Genomic DNA, 21,161 nt, shown 5'->3' on the forward strand with positions numbered 1-21,161 from the left:
TCTTCGAAACCGAAACGCCGCCGCGCTTAAAACCATGCACGAACCCCCAGCGCGAGCGCGATGCCGCCGGTGTCGTCGCCATCGGCACGAGCGAAGCGTGCCGTCGCGCCGTAGCGACGCTCCCACGATACGCCGACATAGGGCGCGAACTCGCGTTTGATCTCGTAGCGGAGGCAGAGACCGACTTCGGCGGTCGATAGCCCAGCGCCGATCCGGCTGCCCGGCATGTCCTGCGCGGCGAAGTTCAGTTCGACGCGCGGCTGGAGGATCGCGCGTTGCGTGATGCGCTGGTCGTACCATGCCTCGCCTCGCGCGAGCACGTCACCCTTGTCCGACAGGAAGACGGTACCTTCGACATCGAACCAGTACGGCGCGAGTCCCTCCACGCCGACCACGGCATAGGTCCGTTTGGCACCTGCGCCGAGATCCTGGCGGACGCCGGCCTGGAGGTTCCAATAGGGATCCAGCGCCTTCGAATAGAGCAGCTGTACTTCCGCGTTGTCGACCCTGTCGGCAAAGCTGCCCTCGCCTTCGGTCTTGACCACCAGGCGGTGGATGTCGCCACCGAACCAGCCTTCGCCGTCCCAGCGATAGCCGTCGCGGCCGTTCCGGACCTGCACCTCGGCGAGGTTGAAAATGACCTGGCTGAGCCGCATGCCGCCATGCTCGTCGCGCATCAGTCGGTTGGCCGTCGCCATCGTCGCGGGATCGTAGAACCGCGCGGCGGCGAGCGTTGTGGGCGGGGCGGGGGGCGGTGCGTCACCGGCGGCCTGATCGGTCCCGGAGGGCGCTACCGGTGCCGGCTCGGATGACGGTGCGGCAGGCGTGCAATGCCCCATCGCCGCGTGTTCAGGCAGGCATGCGTGGGACAGGGGCGCTGCCGATGTCGAACTCGGTGGTCCTGCCGGCGCCGTCATGTCCATGCCGGGCATCGCCATCGGCTTGGCGACCTCGGCGTGAGTCTTTCGCGGTATGGGTTTCGGTTTCCCCGAGGGTTTGGCCTTCACAACCGCCCTGGCGTTCGCAGCCGCCTTCGGCTTCGCGTGCGGTTTTACATCCGGTTTTGCGCTCCCCTTCGCGGGCATCGTCATGCCGGGCATCTTCATCCCGGCCATGTCGTGCATCTGCGCCGCTGCGGGCGTTGCGACCAAAAGGATCGGCACGGTCAGCAGGAGCGTCTTCATGCCGCTGCTCCCGGTGCGTCGTAGGCTCGAACCGTGACGACCTGCATCATCCCGGCGTGCATATGATAGAGAAAATGACAGTGGAACGCCCAGTCGCCGATCGCGTCCGCGGTAAGATCGAACGTCGCGGTGCCGCCGGGGGCGACGTTGATCGTATGCTTGCGCGGCGCGTGGTCGCCGTGTCCGGTCACCAGTTCGAAGAAATGCCCGTGGAGGTGGATCGGGTGCGCCATCATCGTGTCGTTGACCAGCGTCACACGGACGCGCTCGCCCGCACGGAACGGGATCGGTGCCTTGACCTCGTTCAGCTTCACGCCGTCTAACGCCCACATATAGCGTTCCATGTTGCCGGTCAGGTGGATCCGCATCTGCCGCGACGGCGCGCGCGGATCGGGATTGCGCTCCAGCGCGACCAGATCCCTGTAGACCAGCACCGTATGGCCGACGTCGCCAAGTCCCTGGGGCGGTTCACCGGTGCGATCCATCGGCATTGGCGCCACCGTCTGGACGGTCGGCGTTTTCGGCAACCCGGGTGCGTTGGAGAAATCGCGCATAGAGTGACTCATGCCGGCCATCCCGCCTTCGCCCATCGGTTCGTCGGGCGTGCAGTGCCCCATCGCCGCATGTTCGGGCAGGCACGTCGCGGCCGGCGTACTGGCGGGTGCCGCGTGGTGTTCCATACCCTTCATCCCGGACATGCCCGCCATATCGCCCATGCCCATGTCCTTCATGGTCGCGAGCGGTCGCGTACGCAGCGCGGGGACGGCGGCGATCATTCCCACGCGTGGTGCCAGTGTGGCGCGTGCCAGGCCCGACCGGTCCCAAGCCTCGGCAACCAGCGTATAGGCGATCGGTGCGGCCGGCTCGACGATCACGTCGTAGGTTTCGGCGACCGCGATCTGGAACTCGTCGACCGCGACCGGCTTCACATTCTGACCGTCGGCCTGAACGATCGTCAGCTTGAGGCCGGGAATGCGCACGTTGAAGATCGTCATCGCCGATGCGTTGACGATCCGCAGCCGGACACGCTCGCCAGGCTGGAACAGCGCGGTCCAGTTATCCGCGGGGCCGTGCCCGTTGACGAGGTAGGTGTAGGTCGATCCGGTGACGTCGGACACGTCGGTCGGGTCCATTCGCATCCCGCCCCACATCGTGCGGTCCTTCAGCGGCTGATCCTTGCCCCTCAGCAACCCGGCGAGCGTCTGCTTCTGGTAATTGAAATAGCCACCCTGCTGCTTCAGTTTCTTGAAGATCGCGTGCGGATGCAGCGGACTGTGATCGGACAGCAGGATGACGTGCTCGCGGTCCGACGCGATCGGATCGGTGCCCGCGGGATCGACGACGATCGGACCGTAATGGCCCATCTGCTCCTGCAATCCCGAGTGGCTGTGATACCAGTAGGTGCCGGACTGGATCAGCGGGAACTCGTACGTGAACGTCGTGCGCGCGGCGATGCCGGGAAAGCTGATCCCCGGCACGCCGTCCATCTGGAACGGCACGAGCAGGCCGTGCCAGTGGATCGAGGTTTCCTCGTCGAGATCGTTGGTGACCGCGAGCTTTACCGTCTGGCCTTCGCGCAGGCGGATCAGCGGACCCGGCACGGTGCCGTTGATACCGATTCCGTGCGCGGGCTTGCCGTCGATCGTCATCATCTGGTGCGCGACCTTCAGCGCGATCGTATCGCCGGAGACGGTCGGCAACGGCGTCGTCGTCCCCGCCGTCACCGGTTGCGCCCAGGCCGGCAGCCACGGCACCGCAAGTGCGCCGACACCCCATCCCGCGTTCCGAAGAAAACGGCGGCGATCTTGGTCAATCATGCTGGGCCTTACGCGTGAGTGTCATGCTGAGTATACGCGGCCCGGCTCCACTGCCCTCAAGCGGACGTCGGAAGTGCAGCGCGCGCACGCCGGACCCGCGTTTCGACCGCCTTCACGCTGATCCCCAGCGCCTCCGCCGCCTCGGCCTGGCTCAGGTCCTCGACCGTGCACAGCAGCAGCGGTTCGCGCAGCGCCGCGGGCAGCCGACCGATCGCGTCCAGCGTCCGCGCCAGCGTGTCGCGACCGATTGCCGCGGTTTCGACGTTCACGGTGTCGTCCACGACATCGCGCGTCGCGTGCAGCGGGAGGATGTGTGACAGGAAGTTCCGGACGCGCCGCCGCCGCGCCCAGTCGCGACATTTGTTGATCGCGATCCGGGCAAGCCACGCGCGGAGCGACCGCGTCGTATCGAACCGGGCCAGCGCACCATGCGCGGCGACGAACGTCTCCTGGACCAGATCGAGAGCCTCGTCGGCGTCACGGACCTGCGCGACGATCAGCCGGTAGAGCGGCTGCTTGTGTCGCACGACGATCGTCGCGAACACGGGCTGCGCGCGCGTCGCCAGATACAGCGAGACGAGGTCAGGATCCGCCAGTGCATCGAGGTCGGCGCTCACGGGGCCGAGGTCAGCGCCCGTACGACGACCGTGTCGAAGGTCGCGGCCTGGTCCGGACGGAGGACCCGCCGCATCGCGAAGACATGCGCGAGCGTCGCCTTCTGCAGCTCCCCCATGTCGTGATGCGACCGGTCGATCGCGGCGGCGACCTTTGGCCCATTGCCATGCTCTTCGGCGATCGCGGACGCCAAGTGCGCGTTGTCGGCGCGAAGCTGCGCCTCGTAGCGTTGCCGGGTGACCGAGAAATCGGCTTCGAGCGCGTCGATTGCAGCATCCTGCCGCGCATCGAGTTCGATGTTCGCGTGGATCAGCGCGTGGATCTCCGACCCGCGATGGCCGTGCGGCAGCATGATCCGGCAACCGATCACGACACCCGCGAGTGCCGCCAGGAATGCAAGCAGCATCGTCAGCAGATTGCGCCGCACCGCCGCCGTCATCGGCCGAGCAACAATGTCGACGGGGCCAGCGAGTCGGTGCTCATCGGGCCGGCGATCGCAGGCTGGACGGTGCCGCCGACCACGCCGCCGCCTACCAGGCCGAGTGCGAGTGCTGCACCGATCGAGAGCCTGCCGATGCTGCGTCGTCCGGCATCCTCGCGTGCGGCGTTGTCGATCGCGGCAAACACATCGGTCTCGATCGACGACAACCGGGCCGGGATCGGCGTGGCGGCCATCGAGGCTAGGCAGGCGTCGACAGGATCTTTCATGGCATGCTCCGGATCTTTCCCTGTCATACGCGGGGCAGGCGGCAAACCCTCACGCAATCGAAGCGGGTGCGCAGGCCGGGACCGTCTGGCCCCGCCCGCACCCGGTCTCTCACAGGTATTTCAGCCACCAGATATCCTTGCGGCGCCGCTTCAGCGCGGAAAACCAGCGGGTCGGAAAATAGAGCGGCACGATCAGTGCCGCGAAACAGACCCATACCCAGGCGAGCGAATCGAAGCCGAAGATCGCACCGTGATTGGGTCCGAAGATCGCCAGTGCGGCCAGATAGAGGATCCGCAGCAGATAGAGGTGGAAGAGGTAGAAGAACATCGGCGCACCGCCGAGTACCGACAGCCAACGCGATACACGCCGGCCTTCCAGCCTCTCGAAGACACCGAGCAGGATCGCGCCGATTCCGAGAGTCGGCAGCAGGAACAGCAGCGAAGGGGGATATTTGGTCAGTGCCAGAAAGCTCATGAGGGTGCGCAGGCGATCGCCCGGCACCACGAACCACGGCGTATCGCCGTAGATGTTGAGCAGCCGCAAAAGCGTGAAGCCGACGACCATCGCGATGCCGAGTATCGTCAGCCGCCGCCGCCGCTCGTTCGCGGCCAAGGTCGTGAACCAGGGACCGATCGACCAGCCGAGGCAGATCACGCCGATCCAGGGTAGCACCGGATAGTTGATCTTGACGGTCATGCCGAGGAACTGCGTCACCGATCGCTCGTGAACGACGCCCCACAGCACGTAGAGCGGGTGATCGGGCGGCAGGACGATCCCGTCGAGCAGGTTGTGCGCGCCGACGATGGCCAGCCCCAGCATCAGGATCGCCCTACGTGGCAGATGCAGCAGTGCGGCGAGCGCGATCATGCACAGCGCGATCGCCCAGATGACCTGAAGGAACACGAACTGGAACGGCAGTTCGGCGCGCCACGATAAGTTCACGAAGGTCAGTTCGAGGACTATCAGGAACAGCCCGCGCTTGAGCAGGAACGCGGATGTTTCGGCCCGCGTGTGTTTCTGGCCGTACAGATACGCCGACAGCCCGGTCAGCGCGACGAAGACCGGTGCGCACAACGTGCTGGTGATGCGCGTGAAGAAGAGCGCGGGCATGACGGTCCGGGCATCGACCGGATCGCTGACGGGCATGTACAGGACCCACGTCTCGCGCAGGTGATCGAGCAGCATGAGCAGCATGACGAGCCCACGCAGCGCATCGATGCTCATCAACCGCCCGGTTGCAGTCGCCGTCGCAGCGGGGGCGGCGGCGGGGCCGCGCGTCGTTGCGGATACGGCCGCCGTCGTCTCGCCTGCCAAGCTCGCCATGCTCGCCTCCAAACCGGATCACCCGGAAATCACCGCGGCTCGCGGCAGCGATACGCAGTATTGTGCGGGGAGGCCTTCTGGAAGCACCGAATTCCCGATCGCTCGATCGAGGGAAGCGCCGCGTGCGCGATTCCCGCCGGGTGCGGCAGGACCGGACGCCACGCCGTATCCCGCTCGATAGGTGCCCGGCTCGTCGGATCGAACGCTATCAGGCCTCGGCGAGCCTGTCCCTTCGTCGAACCAGTCTCGCCGCCAGCACGGTGATGGCCGGGAGCACGAGCAGCGTCAGGATGGTGGAGGTGACGAGCCCGCCGATGACGACGGTCGCGAGCGGTCGCTGGACCTCCGCGCCGGTGCCGGTCGCCAGCGCCATCGGTACGAAGCCCAGACTCGCCACGAGCGCGGTCATCAATACCGGGCGGACACGCTCCATGGCGCCGCCGACGACGGCCGCGTCGTCGCCTTCGCCATCGTCACGACGTTTGCGGATCGCGCTCATCATCACGAGGCCGTTGAGGACGGCGACGCCCGACAGCGCGATGAACCCGACCGCCGCGGTGATCGAGAACGGGATGCCGCGCAGCAGCAGCGCGAACACGCCGCCCGCCAACGCCATCGGCACCGCGCTGAACACGATCGCTGCCGGGACGAAACCGCCCAGCGCCATGTAGAGCAGCGCATATATCAGCACGAAGCAGATCGGCACGACGATCGCCAACCTGAGCCGTGCGGATTGCAGGCTTTCGAAGGTGCCGCCCCACTGCGTATACATGCCGGGCGGCAGGGTGATGGCAGCCACCTTGCCCTGCGCCTCGGTCACGAATCCGCCCAGATCGCGGCCGCGGACATTCGCCTGGATGACGACCATCCGCTTGCCGTTCTCGCGGCTGATCTGGTTCAGTCCCTCGGTATAGCGGAACCGCGCGACCTCACGCAGCGGGATCGAGCGTGCCGACTGGCCGTCCACCGCCGGCAGCATCACCGGGATCGATCCCAGCGTCTCGATGTCATCGCGTTGGGCATCGGGCAGGCGGACGACGACGTCGAACCGCCGATCGCCTTCGAACAGCACGCCCGCCTCGCGCCCACCGAGAGCCGCGGCAACGGTGTTCGCGACCTCCTCGACGGGCAGGCCATAGCGCCCGGCCGCCTGGCGATCGACCTGGATATCGAAGGTCGGCGCACCGTCTGTCTGTTCGGCCTGGACGTCCGCCGCTCCCGGGATCGTCCGCAGCGCCGCGGCGATCCTTGCCCCCTGTTCGGTCATCGCCTCCAGATCGTCGCCGTACAGCTTGACCGCGACGTCGGAGCGGACGCCCGCGATCAATTCGTTGAAGCGCATCTGGATCGGCATCTGGATCTCGGTGCGGTTGCCGATCAGCGGCTTCATCTTCGCCTCGATCCGCGCGAGGATGTCGGCCTTGCTGGTCACGCCCTCGGGCCATTCGCGCTGCGGCTTGGGAATGACGTACGTGTCGGACGCGTTGGGCGGCATCGGATCGGTGCCGAGATCGGCGTTGCCGTTCTTCGAGAACACCAGCGCCACTTCCGGCAGCGATTTCAGCGCATCCTCGATCCGCAGTTGCATCTGCGTCGACTGGTCGATCGAGGCGGAGGGTACGCGGAAGTTCGTGACGGTGATGTCCTTCTCGTCGAGCTGCGGCATGAACTCCTCGCCGAGCATTCCGAACATCAGTACCGCGGCGACGAACACGCCGACGCCGCCCAGCACGAACGGCACGGGGCGGGCGACCGCCTTATCCAGGATCGGCGCGTATCTGGCCTTGAACCAGCGGATCGGCCTGACCTCGGTTTCGCTGACCTTGGCGGTCACGACCAGCGCGATCATCGCCGGCACGAACGTCAGCGACAGTATGAACGCCGACGCCAGCGCGACCATCAGCGTGATCGCCATCGGCGCGAAGGTCTTGCCCTCGACTCCCTGGAAGGTGAGCAGCGGCACGAACACGAGGAAGATGATCGCCTGGCCGTAAACGGTCGGCTTGACCATCTCCTGCGCGGCGAGCGTCGTTTCCTCCATCCGCTCGGCGCGGCTCAGCAATCGCCCCTCATGCTCCTGCCGCTCGGCGAGGCGGCGCAGCGCGTTCTCGACGATGATCACCGCACCATCGACGATGAGCCCGAAGTCGAGCGCGCCGAGGCTCATCAGATTGCCCGAGACACCGAGGCCGTTCATCCCCGCCGCGGTCATCAGCATCGTGATCGGGATGACCGCTGCGGTGATCAGCGCCGCGCGGACATTGCCGAGCAGCAGGAACAGGATGACGATGACGAGCAGCGCGCCTTCGATCAGGTTCTTCTCGACGGTCGCGATCGTCGCATTGACCAGCTTCGAGCGGTTGTAGACCGGCTGCGCGGTGACGTCGGGTGGCAGGACGCGGTTGATCGCGACCAGCTTGTCGGCAACGCGGGTCGCGACGACGCGGCTGTTCTCGCCGGTCAGCATCAGGATCGTCGAGATGACCGCTTCGGAGCCCATCAGGCTGCCCGATCCGGTCCGGACTGCGCCGCCGATCACGACCTGGCCGACGTCGCGGACGCGCACCGGGTTGCCGCCGCGCGTCGCGACCACCGCATTCTCGATATCGGCGACCGATTTCAGCCGGGCGTCGGCACGGACGAGGAAGCTCTCGCCGGCGCGACGGATGTAGTTCGAGCCGGCCGAGACGTTGGCACGTTCGAGCGCATCGGCGAGTGCGGTGACCGACAGGCCATACGTCGACAGCGCGTTGAGGTTCGGCTCGACGACATATTGCTTCACATAGCCGCCGTTCGAATCGACACCCGCGACACCCGCCACGCCGCGCATCTGCGGACGGATGATCCAGTCCTGCACGGTGCGCAGATACGCCGCCTTTTCGAGTTCGGTGGTGAGCCGCTCGCCCTCTGGGGTGAGATACGCGCCACCGGGTTGCCAGCCTGGTTTGCCCGCGCGGTGTTCGTCACCCTTGCCGTCGGGGTGATTATACGCGACCGAATACATGAAGATCTCGCCGAGCCCGGTGGCGAGCGGGCTGAGCCGTGGCTGGACGGTCGCGGGAAGACTGTCGCGCGCCTGCGCCAATCGCTCGGTCACCTGCGCCCGGGCGAAATAGATGTCCGTCGCGTCGGTGAACACGGCGGTGATCTGGCTGAACCCGTTGCGGCTGATCGACCGGGTCATTTCGAGCCCCGGAATTCCCGCCAGCGCGGTTTCGACCGGGAAGGTGACCTGTTTCTCGATATCTACGGGCCCCAGCGTGGGTGCGAATGTGCTGATCTGGACCTGCCGGTTGGTGACATCCGGCACCGCGTCGATCGGCAGCTTGGTGATCTGCCATGCGCCGAACGCGACGACGAGCGCGGTCAGGAACGCGACGAACCAGCGGCCGCGGACCGAGAGGCCGAGGATGCGCGCGATCATTCCTCGCCCCCCTCGTTCTTGCCGAGTTCGGCCTTCAGCAGGAACGCGTTGCTCGTCGCGATCGGCGTGCCCGCGGCGAGTCCGGATACGATCGCGACGAGCCCACCGCTGCGTGCGCCGACCTGGACCGTCTGCGCCTTGAAGCCGGCGGAAGTCCTGACGAACACCACCGTCCGGTTGCCGATCGTCTGGACCGCATCCTGCGGCACCATCACGCCGCCCCGCGTAGCACCGCCGCTCGCGAAAATTCGCGCCTGGACGAGTTGCCCCGGCACGAGCGTCGCGTCCCCCCCAGCCGGTACGATGACGGCCGTCGGTACGATGACGATCGTCGCGGCGCGCGTCTCGGGATCGACGACGCCGGTATCCGAGCGGACCCGTCCTGCGATCGTCCGCCCATCGTTGGTGGTGAGTTCCACGCGGTCGCCCGTACGAACGCGACCCGCGTCGGCGGGCGGAACGTTGGCGGTGATCTGCAGACGTCGCGGATCGGCGACGCGGAACAGCGCGGTTTCGGCCGCGACATACTGGCCAAGACTGGCAGGCGCGGCGGTGATCCGGCCGGTGATCGGGCTGGCGACGGCGACCGATCGTCCGTCGCCGGTGACCCGCGCCGCACCTGCCGCAGCACTTGCGCGCCGCGCATCGGCCTGCGCGACGGCGAGGTTGGCTTCTGCCGATTCATAGTCCGCACGCGGGCTGACGCCTTGGGCGAGCAACGATCGTTCGCGGACCAACTGGCGACCGGCGAGCGTCACGCGTGCCGACGCGGCGCTGCGATCGGCGGCGATCGACGACGCTTCGCGGCTTTCGACCAGCGCGATCGTCTCGCCCACGCGCACCGGATCGCCGATCCGCTTGAGAATCCGCGTGACGGTGCCCGCCGCCCGTGCGGTCAGTATCGCCTCGGCATCGGGTGTCGCCTCGACGGTGGCAGACGCGGGGATCGCGGCATCGAGCTCGCCAGAGGCGGCGGGGGCGACGCCGATCTCGGAGATGCGGATCGCTTCCGCGGTGATCGGTACGGTATCGCCGGACGCAGGCGGCGTTGCGGCGGCTTCGGTCGGAGGCGCCGTTGGAGCCGGCGTGGTCAGGCGTGCGGCGCCGAACCCCAGCGCGGCGGCGGCCGCCAAGGCGAGGGCGGTACCGGCGTAGAGACGGGTCTTGGTCATGGGAGCAAGTCTCCGGTGATGGTGCGGCCCGACAGGCGGGCGAAGCCGGCGCGGGCGTCGAGGCGGGCGGCGGCGGCGTCGAGGATGACGCCCCGCGCCACGCCCAGCCCGTGGCGGGCGGCGAGCAGTTCGATCAGCGGCGATTTGCCCGCCTCATACGCGATCCGGGCCAGCCGGTATGTCTCCTCGGCCGTGGCGAGCGTCCGGTCGGCGGCGGCGGCCCGACGATCGGCCGAGTCGATCAGCGCTTGAGCCGAACCGGCGGCCGCGCGCGCATCGAGCCGCACGACCTGGGCACGGGCCTCGGCACCGCGGAACTCGGCTTCGGCGGCGGCGATGTTGCCGCGGTTGCGATCGAAGATGGCGAGCGGCAACGAGATGCCCGCAACGACCGCGGTCGCATTGTCGATCTCGAGCCGACGCACGCCGATCTGCGCGGTCACGTCGGGCAAAGCGCGCTTGCGTTCGACGACGATCCGCCGTTCCGCCGCATCGCGGTCGGCCTGCGCGGCCCGAACCGAGACGGTGGCGAGCAGATCGATCGGGCCGGTCGAGGGGCGGGCCGCAAGCCGGTCGAGCAGCGATTCCGACAGGCTCGTATAGGGTGTCTCGATCCCCGCCAGTGCCGACAGCTGCGCGAACGCCACGGTCCGCCCGGCCTTCGCCGCCTCCAGGTCGGATTGCAGCGCGTTCAGGTCGGTCTCGGCGCGGAGCTGGCGAAGCCGTGCTTCCTTGCCGGCCGCGACCAGTGCTCTCGCCACCTTCAGGTCGGCGGTGGCTTCCTCGACCTCGTCCTCGGCCAGTGCGATCCGGCGATCGGCGATCTCCGCGCCGGCATAGGCGCGGGCCAGCTCATAGGCATAGGCGACACGCCCTTCGACGCCGCGCGCGCGCGCTGCGGCGACGCCGGCCCGCCCTGCCTCGATCCGCGAGGCACGCTTGCCGCCCAGCTCGAACGGGTGGTTGTACTGCAGCGTCGTCTCGGTCCGGCCGAACCCGCCATAGGGCGACGAGCCGCCGAAATTCTCGCCATACACGCTGATCGAGGGGTTGGGCCGCGCGCGCGCCTGTTCGGCGAGCCCCTCGGCCTGCTCGACTCCCGCGTCGAGGATCGCGACCCTCGGCGAGGCCGCGGTCTGGCGCAGAAGCACCGCGAAGGGGGGCGCGGGATCGGCGCACGCCACACCCGTCCCCGCCAGGCCCGCAGCGCTGAGCGCCACGAACGAACCGGCAAGCGCACGCATGCGCCACCGGCCGAGAATATCGTTCATCCATTGTCATCCTGCACGAGTGAATCCTGGCACGCCTCCTGGCGCGCGCGGCTCAGACTCGTGGGGGGCGCAACGGTGACGTCGGGCCGGTTCCCGCAGGCAGGATACTGTCGATCGTCCGCCATGCCAGAACGACACGGGCGAGCTGGACCGACGGCGCGGTATTGGCGGGGATCCCGAATGCATGGCTGACGGCATGCGCGGCGACATGCACGACGTTGTCGTCGTGATCGTCCATCACATCCGCGACGTGAACATGGTCCGCGGAGATCGTCAGTGCCGTCTCGTCGATATGGAACGTCGCGGCATGCCATCCGCCGAGCGCACTCATCCCCAGCACGGCAAGAAACGCTAGCAGAGTCGCCATCAAGGCGGTCCTGGAACGGTGGGCAGTCACATCGGTAGCGTAAGCGACGTGCGGCAGCGCAGCAAGGCCGAACTCGATATGGCACCCACGGCCGGCTAGGGCCCGTGGAAAACGCCGGTCACGTCGCGGAGCGCAGGTAGATCCGGAAACGGGATCGAGTGAGGGGCTCGATGGGTGTGATCACAAATCCCTGTTTGGACGGGCTGGGCCGCTCGACCATGAGCCTCGCAACGCGCCGTCTGCGCGGTCGTGCCGGCGAATGTCGCGGGCATAAACAAGGGGTTCCGATGAAGAGTTTTGAAAGCCGCACGGCTGCGGTCGCGATTTTGCTTGCCGCCGTTTCGGCGAACGCGATCGCGCTGCCGGCTGCGGCGCAGGTGGCACCGTCCGAGACGCAGGCTGAAACCCGCATGACCACCGCCGCCGCACCCGTCTCGGCCGGCAAGCCCCCGCTCGCACAGGCCGGCGTCGCCGGCACCGTCGACGCGAAGGGCAATGCCGGCAGCACGGCGGCACCGCAGATGACGCGCGACAACGGCGCGCCGATCGGCGAGAACCGTCACTCGAAGGCGGCGGGCGATCTCGGCCCGGTCGTGCTCGAAGACACGACGCTGATCGAGAAGCTCGCCCGGTTCGACCGCGAGCGTATCCCCGAGCGCGTCGTCCACGCGCGCGGCACCGGTGCGCTCGGCCAGTTCACCGCGACCGCGAGCATCGCCGACATCACCAGCGCGTCGCTGTTCGTACCCGGCAAGCAGACCCCGGTGTTCGTCCGCTTCTCGACCGTGATTCACCCGTCGGGCAGCCCCGAGGGCATGCGCGACCCGCGCGGCTTCGCGACTAAGTTCTACACCGATCAAGGCAACTGGGATCTGGTCGGCAACAACCTGCCGATCTTCTTCATCCGCGACGCGATCCAGTTTCCGGACATGATCCATTCGTTGAAGCCCTCGCCGATCACCAACAAGCAGGATCCGAACCGCCTTTTCGACTTCTTCTCGGCGACGCCCGAGGCGACCAACATGCTCGCGCACGTCTATTCGAACCTCGGCACGCCCGCGTCGTACCGGACGATGGACGGCAACGGCGTCCATGCGTTCAAGCTGGTCAATGCACAGGGCGAGACGATCTTCGCCAAGTTCCGCTGGATCAGCCGCCAGGGCGTGAAGAACCTCAACGGCGCACAGGTCGCGACCGCATCGTGGAACTACCTCACCGACGACCTGTACGGCGAGATCGCCAAGGGCAATTTCCCGACCTGGGACCTGATGGTGCAGACGATGAAGGCGTCGGAGTTCGCCAAGCTGTCGTACAACCCGTTCGACGACACCAAGGAATGGCTCGACGTGCCATTCAAGAAGGTCGGCGAGATGGTGCTGAACAAGGTGCCCGACAATTTCTTCGAATGGACCGAGCAGTCGGCGTTCGCACCGTCGAACATGGTGCCGGGGATCGAGGCGTCGCCCGACCGGATGCTGCAGGGGCGGCTGTTCTCGTACGCCGATACGCAGCGCTACCGGCTTGGCGCCAACGCGCTCCAGCTGCCGGTCAACCGGCCGCGCGCGCCGGTGGTGAACAACTACCAGGACGGTACGCTCGATCACGGCACGCGGTCTTCGGACGTGAACTACTTCCCGGCGCAGACCGCCGCGAAGACGACCGCGGCGGGGTATCGCCAGTCGACCTACAAGGTCGACGCGGTGGTCGATGCCAAGCCGATCTCGAAGACCGACAATTTCGCACAGGCGGGCGCGTTCTACCGTGCGCTGAAGCCGCAGGACCGGACCGATCTCGTCACCAATCTGGCGGGCGACCTGAACGTCGTGACCTCGGCGCGCACGAAGACGATCATGGTCAGCTACTTCTACCAGGCCGACCCGGACTTCGGCACGCGCCTCGCAACCGCGGTCAACGTACCGATGGCGGACGTGTCGCGCGCCGCCGCGGAATACCGCGCCGCCAACCCGGCGCAGACCCCGGCGCAGACGACGCGTCGCTGAACGCGGGGCAGGGGGCGCGGCGTGATCCGTGCCCCCTGCCGCATGCCTCTCAAGAAACGAGACAGACGATGCTGATATTCCTCGCGGCGATCGCCGCCGTTGCCGCCCCGCAAGCGGCGCCTGCCAATCGCCCCGCATCGCCTCTGGTTGCCGCGCCATCGCCGGAACGTCGTCAGCAATTGCTGTTCGACGCGGCCCGACTTGGCCGAACCGACATGATCGATCCGCTGCTCAAGGCCGGCGCGGACATCAATGCCTATGACGATCGCGGTTTCACGCCGTTGATCCTGGCCGCGTATAACGGGCAGCTTTCGACGGTCGATGCGCTGATCGCCAAGGGCGCGAACGCCTGCCGCCCGGATCGCGACCAGGGCAATACCGCGCAGATGGGCGTGGCGTTCAAGGGCGAGGACGCGATCGCCGCGCGCCTGCTGAAGGCGGGATGCGACGTCAACGCCCGCAACAATGCCGGGCAGACGGCCTTGATGATGGCCTCGCTCTTCAACCGGACGCGCCAGGTCGACATGCTGCTGGCGGCCGGCGCCGACCGCACGATCCAGGATGCCGCCGGTCGTTCGGCAAGTTCGGTGGCGGCGGATCAGGGCAATTCCCCGATGGCGGCACGGGTCAAGCGCTGAGGGTCGGAGCGGCAAGACCAAGATTGCCGCGCAGGGTCGTGTCTTCGTACTGCGTACGGAACAGCCCCCGCCGTTGCAGGAGCGGCACGACCTCCTGGGTGAACCGCCTGAACTGGCTGGGGTGACCGGCATGGACGTTGATCCCGTCGAACGCCCGCCCCTCGAACCAGCGGGCGATCTCGGCGGCCACCGTTTCAGCCGATCCGACGAACGGCCCGGTGTGCTGATCGCGGACGAACTCGATCGTGTCCCGCAACGAGAAACCGCGCGCGACCGCGATCTCGGTGATGCGCTTGGCCTGCGTGAAGAAGCTGGTCTTTGCATGATCGAGCGCCGCCGCCGGAAACGGCACATCGAGATCGTACTGGCGGAAATCGTGCCAGCCGAACGCGCGACCGAATTCTGCCAGCGTCTGGTCGAAGCTCTGGTCGGCGCGTCGGTGCGCGCGCTGGATCTCGCGTGCGTCCTCGTCCGTGTCGCCGATCGTGATCGTGAAGCCGGGCAGGATGACGAGGGCGTCGGGATCGCGGCCGTGCCGTGCTGCGCGATCCTTGAGGTCGGCGTAGAAGGCCTGGCCCTGCTCGATCGTCCTCGCGTGCGTGAAGATGGCATCGGCCACTTTCGCGCCGAGATCACGGCCCTGTTCGGAATCGCCGGCCTGGAAGATCACGGGTTCGCCTTGCGGTGAACGCTGGATGTTGAGCGGGCCGACGACCGAAAAATGTTCGCCCTTGTGGTTCAGCGCATGGAGCTTGGTCTTGTCGAGAAAGACCCCGGTGTCGCGGTCGCGGACGAGCGCGCCGTCCTCGTACGATCGCCACAACCCGCGCACGACATCGAGATATTCGAACGCGCGGCCGTAGCGCGTGGCATAGTCGTAATGCTCGTCGCGCCCGTAATTGCCCGCGGTGCCGGCATCGCCGGTGGTCACCACGTTCCACCCGGCGCGACCCTTGCTGATCAGGTCGAGCGACGCCAGCCGGCGCGCGAGGTTGTACGGATCGTTGTACGAGGTCGTCAGCGTTCCGACGAGACCGATATGGCTGGTCGCGACGGCGAGCGCGGACAGCAACGTCAGCGGCTCCAGCCGGTTCAGATAGTGCGGCGGCGAATCCGCGGTGATGAACTGGCTGTCGACGATGAAGACGAGATCGAACTTCGCCGTCTCGGCCTGGCGGACGATATCGATATACCAGTCGATGTTCACGCTCGCATCCACGGGGATCTCGGGATCGAGCCACCGGTTGCTGTCGCCGGGCCCACCGACGCCGGTCGTCACGAGCCCGAGTTTCAACTGTCGCTTGGTCATGGGAAGGTCCTTCGCCGTCGGGTGTCAGAGTTGCGCGAAATGCGGTGCGACCTGCACCGGCTTCGCGAGCAGGCCGGCGGCATGGAACAGGTCGGCGATGCCCTGTTCCTCGGCGATCAGTGCCGGGTTGATCGGCACGGGTACGTTCACGCTGCGGCCGATGTAGCGCCGCGTCGCCTCGATCGGCACGCCGGTCTGCTGCGTCAGCATCCGCGCATAGGCCTCGCGGTGCGTTTCGGCCCAGCGGCGGGCACGGGCGAATCGGGCGGCAAGGTCCGCCAGTTGCGATCGCTTGTCGCGCAGCGCGGCTTCGGTGCCGAAGACGAAACCGATCCCGGGCGCCAGGTCGCGATCGACCGGAAGGATGCGCAGGCCGTCGCTGAGTTCGCCGATCGCCGCATAGGGATCCCAGATCGACCAGGCATCGACCGAGCCGCTGGTCAGTGCGGCACGACCGTCCGCCGGTGACAGGAACTTGATGTCGATCGCGTCGAACGGTTTGCCTGCGCGCTGCAAGCCGGCGAGCAGCAGGTGATGGCCGATCGAACCGCGCGGCGTGGCGACGCGCTTGCCGAGCAGATCGTCGAACGCGTGGATCGACGATCTGCCGGGGACCAGGATGGTGGTCGAAGGGCCCTGTGATCGGAACGCCGCGATCGCCTTCACGCCGGCGTTGGATTGCAGGCTGAAGATGAACGGCGCATCGCCGCCGACGCCGGTATCGATCGCGCCCGCGGCGAGGGCCTCGATCAGCGGCGCCGCGTTGGGGAACTGCGCCCATTCGATCGGATACGGCACGTCCTTCAGCTCGCCCGATGCCGTGAGCAGCGCCTGCACCCCGCCGCGCTGGTCGCCGATCACGAGTGTCCGGGCGGTGGCCTTCGTGCAGGCGGCGAGCAGGCCTGCCGCTGCGACAGCGAAACTGGTCCGGCGGGTGAGACGCAGGTCGAGCATGGCGGTATCCTGAGGTTTGAGAGGGAGATGCACGGTCAGAAGCGCGTGCGCAGCGTGACGCCGTAGGTGCGCGGTTCGCCGACGCCGACCTGCGTGATTCCCCAGGTCGCGTTGACCGTGGAGGTGACCAGATAGTCCTTGTCGAACAGGTTGCGGCCCCAGACCGAAACGTCCCATGGACCGTCGGCGGCGCGCAGCCCGAACTGCGCGCCGACCAGCGCATAGCCCTTGATGCGTGAGAACGGATCGTCGTTCACCGCCGAGAAGAACGACGAGCGATAGCTGGCGTCCGCGGCGGTATAGCCGATCAGCCGATCGCTGACCGGCACCTCGTAGCGGGCCTGCACTGCGCCCGCCCATTTCGAGGTCCCGGACAGGCGCTGGCCCGAAATGTCGCACGACGGCTGGTACGATTGCAGGAACGGGCAGATCGCATTGGTGTATCGGAGATACTTGGCATCGGTGAAGCTGCCGGAGCCGCTGAACGTCAATCCGCGCGCGACACTGGCGCGCAGATCGACCTCGACGCCGCGACTGCGCACCTTGCCCGCGTTGCCAAGATAGCTGATCCGGTTCGAGACGTCGTAGAGATTGGCCTGGTAGTTCTGGTCGATCGTCCAGAACAAGGCGGTGTTGAACTGCACGCGGCGATCGAGGAACTGCGTCTTGAACCCAACCTCGTACGAATTGACTTTTTCCGGCTCGACGAAGATGTTGATGCCCGCGCTCTGGCGGACGAGATTGATCCCCGCCGACTTATAGCCACGCGAGTAGCTGGCATAGGCGTGGACGTCGTCGCCGATGTCCTGGTTGGCGCTGAGCAGCCAGGACACCGTCCCCTTCGATCGGCTGGCTTCGTACGCACCGCCGGACGGGGCATAGGCGGCGCGGACCGCGGCGGCGGTCGCCTGATAGGCGACGGGCAGGCTGGAGATCGGCGCAGGCGTGCCGACCTGTACCGCATCGTAACTGCCCGCCTTCTTTTCATAGGTATAGCGCAGCCCGCCGGTCAGGCTGGTGCTCGGCGTGACGTGCCACGTCGCCTGCCCATAGGAGGCGTAGCTGTTGGTCGAGGGGTTGAGATAGCTGAACGTATCGAGGCCGTTCAGCAGCGCATCGGGTGCTGCGGCGCCAAGATACCATTTGGCGGCGTCCTTCCCGAACGACAATTCCTGCGTCAGGTCCGCGCGTTGCCAGAAATAATACAGGCCGGCGGTGTATTCGATGCTGCCGCCACTCGGTGAGGTGAGGCGGAGTTCCTGACTGAACTGCTTCTGGTCCGTCGCGACGGTTGCCTGACCCAGCACGTCGGCGCCGAACTGGTCGCCGTCCCAATTGGGAATCCACTTCCAGAAGCGCCCCGCGGTGATCGAGGTCAGCGTATGCCCGCCGAGCGTCGCGTCGATCCGCGCGGTGACGCCGCCACTCGGCATTCGTATCGCCTGCGACCCGTTGATATCGGTCTGGCGACGATAGGGATCGATTGCGATCGGCGTGTAGCCGACCTCCGTGGCGTGCTGGTAAAACCCCTTTACGGGCACCCCGTTGTCGCGGGTGGTGGGAAGCACCTGGCCGGAGAGATAGAAGCCCATATTGCCGGTCTGGCGCGCATAGTCTCCGGTCAGGCGAAAGGTCAGCGCGGTGCTGGGCTTCCACAGCAGGTCGGCCTTGACCGCGACGTTCTCGTAATTGTCCCAGTCCTGATGCTGGGTGGTGTTGTAGACCAGACCGTCGCGCGCGCTGACCAGGCCGCTCAGGCGCAGCGCGAGCGTGTCGGTGAGCCCGCCCGACGCGGACGCCTGCGCGCGCATGTAGTTGTGATTGCCGTAGGTGATGTCGGACGCGAACTCGGGCGCGAAGCTCGGCAGCTTGGTGCGGACGTCGATCGCGCCTGCAACGGTGTTCTTGCCGAACAGCGTGCCCTGTGGACCGCGCAGCACCTGCACGCTGTCGAGATCGAGCAGGTCGTTGATGACCGTGCCCGTGCGTGGTCGATAGACGCCATCGATGTAGAGACCGACGCCCTGATCCAGTCCGTCGTTGGTACCGCCCGAGTCGGTGCCGAGGCCGCGGATCGTGATCGTCTGGTTGCGGCCGCTGAAGCCCTGGATGCTGACGCTGGGCGCGAAGACGGCAAGCGTCTTGAGGCTGGTCTGCCCACCCACTGCTTCGATCTGCGCCGACGACAACGCCGTGATCGCGATCGGCACGGTCTGCAGCGTCTCGTTCTTGTAGCGGGCGGTCACCACGATGTCGTCGTTGGGCGCGTCGGCAGCAGCGTCCGCAGGTGACGGCAGCGCGGTCGTGGCGTTGGCCGGCTCCTTCGCCCTGTCAGCCGCCTGGGCGATCCCGGACGCGGTCATGGCGATCAGCACCGCAAGGCTCGAAGCAACGGTTTGATAATGGCGAGCGTGCATTGATGATCCCTGATTTTGCGGTGGGAGCGCCGCCGTTGATCGGACGTGCGTCTCCGTTCCCCGTGGCGGCTGCCGCGGGGCGAGGTATGTGTCGGTGCGAGGCGCAGCAGGTCGGCTAGTCGGCCCGCTGCTCGGGACGGCCGAGGTCGGTCGTCACCATCCTTTCAGGCTGCGGCCGAGAGTGTGAGCGTCTCGCGGTTGCGGGCCCTGCGCACCGATGCGTGTTCGAACAGCGCGTCGGTGCGATCGGCGAAGCTTGCGAAACCGGTGCGATCCAGACCGAGGCCGTCCGCCCAGCGACGAACGACCAGCGCATAGGCATCGACCGCGCCGAACCGGTCGCCGATCAGGTAGGGCGACGACGTGGCGTTCGATCGGGCTTCCAGATCGGCGAGCGCCGCGGCGAAGGCTGCGCGGCCCGGTGCCTCGAGCGCGGCACGGATCGACGGATCGTCGGCGTAGCGTTCGGGACGCCGTATCTGCGCCAGCGCGACATGCACCGTGCTCGCGATCCAGCTCATCAAGGCATAGGCCTGTGCACGGTCGACGGGATCGGCGGGGAGTATCTCTGCCCCCGGATAGCGATGCGCGATCCACGTCACGATCGCGACGACCTCCGGAATCGGCGTACCGTCGACGACGAGCGTTGGGACGCGGCCTTGTGGATTGATCGCTCGATAGGCCGGACCATGCTGCTCGCCGGTTGCGAGACTGATGGAGACGGCCCGGTATTCGGCATCGGCCTCCTCGAGCAGAACGAGCGGTGCGAATGCCGAACTGTTAGGGGCGAAGTAGAGCGAAATCGACGAGGCGGTCGAACCCGCGAGCGGGATGGGGGCCGTCATGGGAGAGTGCCGGGGTTCGAAGCCGCCGATCGCGCGTAGGTCGCCGATACGGGCTGCGATCTGCGCGAATGTTGCGGCGGTGGTCGTTTGTCAGACGGTCCAGCTATCGTCATGTCGCCTCCGACGCCGGCGGGATGCCAGTGCGTATGGCGCCAACAACAGCTTAACTCCTATCCGATCAATATAGATTTGCTCACTGTCCTGATTGATTGGGCTTATGAGTGCGGCATGGCCCTCAATCTCCCTATCGATGTGTTGCGCAGTTTCGTGGCGGTGGTCGATGGCGGGTCGATGTTGCGCGCATCGGAGCGCGTGTTCCTCAGCCAGCCCGCGATTAGCTTGCAGATCAAGCGCCTGGAGGAGCTGCTGCAGATCCGGTTGTTCCGTCGAGAGGGGCGGCGGCTCGTGTTGACCACGCAGGGCGACGACGTTCTGGTACTGGCGCGCGAGATGCTGGCGCTCAACGATTCGATCGTCGCCACGCTCACCGGCGATGCACTGGCGGGACCCGTGCGGATCGGATTCGTCCAGGATTTCGCCGAAACGCTGTTGCAGGGCTTGCTGGCGCAGCTCGTGGCGCTGCATCCCGACGCGCGGCTCGAAGTACGGGTCGGTGGCACGCCGCAGCTGCTCGACCTGCTCGACAGCGACCGGCTCGACATCATCCTCGGCATGGGCGTGGCAGGGGATCTGACCGCGATCCGCGAGGAACCGATGCGCTGGTTCGGGAATGCCGGCCTACCGGCGCGCGAAACGATCCCGCTCGCGGTTCTCGAACGACCGTGTCGCTTTCGGGATGCGGCGATCGCGGCGCTCGATGCAGCGGGCCGACCCTATCAACTGGTGGTCGAGACGCCGAGCCTTTCGGTCCTGCGCGCCGCGGTACGCAGCGGGGTCGGCATCACGTGCCGTACGGATCTGTTCGAGGGGCTACCCGAGATCACTGGGCAGGTGCTGCCGACGCTGCCGTCGGTCTCCTACGTCCTCCGCCGGCGAGACCGGCTCGCGCCCGCGGTGCTCCATCTCTACGACCTGATCGAAGAACGTGTACGGAGTATGGGCGTACCCGACCCGGAACTCGCCTGACCCCTCGCGGCGATCAGGCGCTGCCGGTTC

17 protein-coding genes are annotated in these 21,161 nt (G+C 67.0%); 3 read left to right on the plus strand and 14 right to left on the minus strand.

The window, feature by feature from the left end:
- Positions 1-26 precede the first annotated feature (26 nt).
- The 10 genes from IFT67_RS00085 to IFT67_RS00130 form a co-directional block, all read right to left on the minus strand.
- The gene (locus tag IFT67_RS00085; RefSeq protein WP_192144563.1) at positions 27-1,184 is read right to left on the minus strand and encodes a copper resistance protein B; all 1,158 of its coding nucleotides are present in this window, start codon (positions 1,182-1,184) and stop codon (positions 27-29) included.
- Positions 1,181-3,001: a copper resistance system multicopper oxidase gene (locus tag IFT67_RS00090; protein WP_192144564.1), complete on the minus strand. Its 1,821-nt coding sequence runs from the start codon at positions 2,999-3,001 to the stop codon at positions 1,181-1,183. The genes IFT67_RS00085 and IFT67_RS00090 overlap by 4 nt, the downstream gene beginning before the upstream one ends.
- Before the next feature lie 56 nt (positions 3,002-3,057).
- Entirely contained in the window at positions 3,058-3,618 is a 561-nt protein-coding gene (locus tag IFT67_RS00095) for a sigma-70 family RNA polymerase sigma factor (protein ID WP_192144565.1), read from the minus strand.
- Positions 3,615-4,055 (minus strand): periplasmic heavy metal sensor, encoded by a 441-nt coding sequence (locus IFT67_RS00100; protein WP_107962542.1) that lies wholly within the window; start codon positions 4,053-4,055, stop codon positions 3,615-3,617. Before IFT67_RS00100 ends, IFT67_RS00095 begins: the two co-directional genes overlap by 4 nt.
- The gene (locus IFT67_RS00105) at positions 4,052-4,324 is read right to left on the minus strand and encodes a hypothetical protein (RefSeq protein ID WP_192144566.1); all 273 of its coding nucleotides are present in this window, start codon (positions 4,322-4,324) and stop codon (positions 4,052-4,054) included. Before IFT67_RS00105 ends, IFT67_RS00100 begins: the two co-directional genes overlap by 4 nt.
- 109 nt (positions 4,325-4,433) lie before the next feature.
- The gene (locus IFT67_RS00110; RefSeq protein WP_192144567.1) at positions 4,434-5,648 is read right to left on the minus strand and encodes an acetyltransferase domain-containing protein; all 1,215 of its coding nucleotides are present in this window, start codon (positions 5,646-5,648) and stop codon (positions 4,434-4,436) included.
- 208 nt (positions 5,649-5,856) lie between these two features.
- A complete protein-coding gene (locus IFT67_RS00115; protein WP_192144568.1) occupies positions 5,857-9,072 on the minus strand; it encodes an efflux RND transporter permease subunit in 3,216 nt (1,071 codons plus the stop codon).
- A complete protein-coding gene (locus IFT67_RS00120; protein ID WP_192144569.1) occupies positions 9,069-10,244 on the minus strand; it encodes an efflux RND transporter periplasmic adaptor subunit in 1,176 nt (391 codons plus the stop codon). Before IFT67_RS00120 ends, IFT67_RS00115 begins: the two co-directional genes overlap by 4 nt.
- On the minus strand, positions 10,241-11,515 hold the full coding sequence (locus tag IFT67_RS00125; protein ID WP_192144570.1) for a TolC family protein: 1,275 nt from the start codon (positions 11,513-11,515) through the stop codon (positions 10,241-10,243). The genes IFT67_RS00120 and IFT67_RS00125 overlap by 4 nt, the downstream gene beginning before the upstream one ends.
- Before the next feature lie 52 nt (positions 11,516-11,567).
- Positions 11,568-11,882, minus strand: coding sequence for a hypothetical protein (locus IFT67_RS00130; RefSeq protein WP_192144571.1), 315 nt, complete (start codon positions 11,880-11,882; stop codon positions 11,568-11,570).
- 287 nt (positions 11,883-12,169) lie between these two features.
- On the opposite strand from IFT67_RS00130, the gene IFT67_RS00135 reads away from it, so the two are divergent.
- Positions 12,170-13,882, plus strand: a complete 1,713-nt coding sequence (locus tag IFT67_RS00135) for a catalase (RefSeq protein ID WP_274602655.1) — start codon at positions 12,170-12,172, stop codon at positions 13,880-13,882.
- 68 nt (positions 13,883-13,950) lie between these two features.
- Positions 13,951-14,520 carry an ankyrin repeat domain-containing protein gene (locus IFT67_RS00140; protein WP_192144572.1) on the plus strand — a complete coding sequence of 190 codons (570 nt, stop codon included), beginning with the start codon at positions 13,951-13,953 and terminating at the stop codon, positions 14,518-14,520.
- Here IFT67_RS00140 and IFT67_RS00145 read toward each other — a convergent pair.
- From IFT67_RS00145 to IFT67_RS00160, 4 genes are all read right to left on the minus strand, one after another.
- The gene (locus tag IFT67_RS00145; protein ID WP_192144573.1) at positions 14,510-15,829 is read right to left on the minus strand and encodes an LLM class flavin-dependent oxidoreductase; all 1,320 of its coding nucleotides are present in this window, start codon (positions 15,827-15,829) and stop codon (positions 14,510-14,512) included. The genes IFT67_RS00140 and IFT67_RS00145 overlap by 11 nt on opposite strands.
- A 24-nt stretch (positions 15,830-15,853) precedes the next feature.
- Positions 15,854-16,783, minus strand: coding sequence for an ABC transporter substrate-binding protein (locus IFT67_RS00150; protein WP_192144574.1), 930 nt, complete (start codon positions 16,781-16,783; stop codon positions 15,854-15,856).
- A 35-nt stretch (positions 16,784-16,818) separates the two neighbouring features.
- Complete coding sequence (locus tag IFT67_RS00155) at positions 16,819-19,200, minus strand: TonB-dependent receptor (RefSeq protein WP_192144575.1); 2,382 nt, start codon at positions 19,198-19,200, stop codon at positions 16,819-16,821.
- Between the two features lie 164 nt (positions 19,201-19,364).
- The gene (locus IFT67_RS00160; protein ID WP_192144576.1) at positions 19,365-20,045 is read right to left on the minus strand and encodes a glutathione S-transferase family protein; all 681 of its coding nucleotides are present in this window, start codon (positions 20,043-20,045) and stop codon (positions 19,365-19,367) included.
- A gap of 228 nt (positions 20,046-20,273) precedes the next feature.
- On the opposite strand from IFT67_RS00160, the gene IFT67_RS00165 reads away from it, so the two are divergent.
- Complete coding sequence (locus IFT67_RS00165) at positions 20,274-21,131, plus strand: LysR substrate-binding domain-containing protein (RefSeq protein ID WP_192144577.1); 858 nt, start codon at positions 20,274-20,276, stop codon at positions 21,129-21,131.
- Positions 21,132-21,161: the final 30 nt, after the last annotated feature.

The sequence above is a fragment of the Sphingomonas sp. CFBP 13728 genome (assembly GCF_014841895.1).
Lineage (GTDB): Bacteria > Pseudomonadota > Alphaproteobacteria > Sphingomonadales > Sphingomonadaceae > Sphingomonas.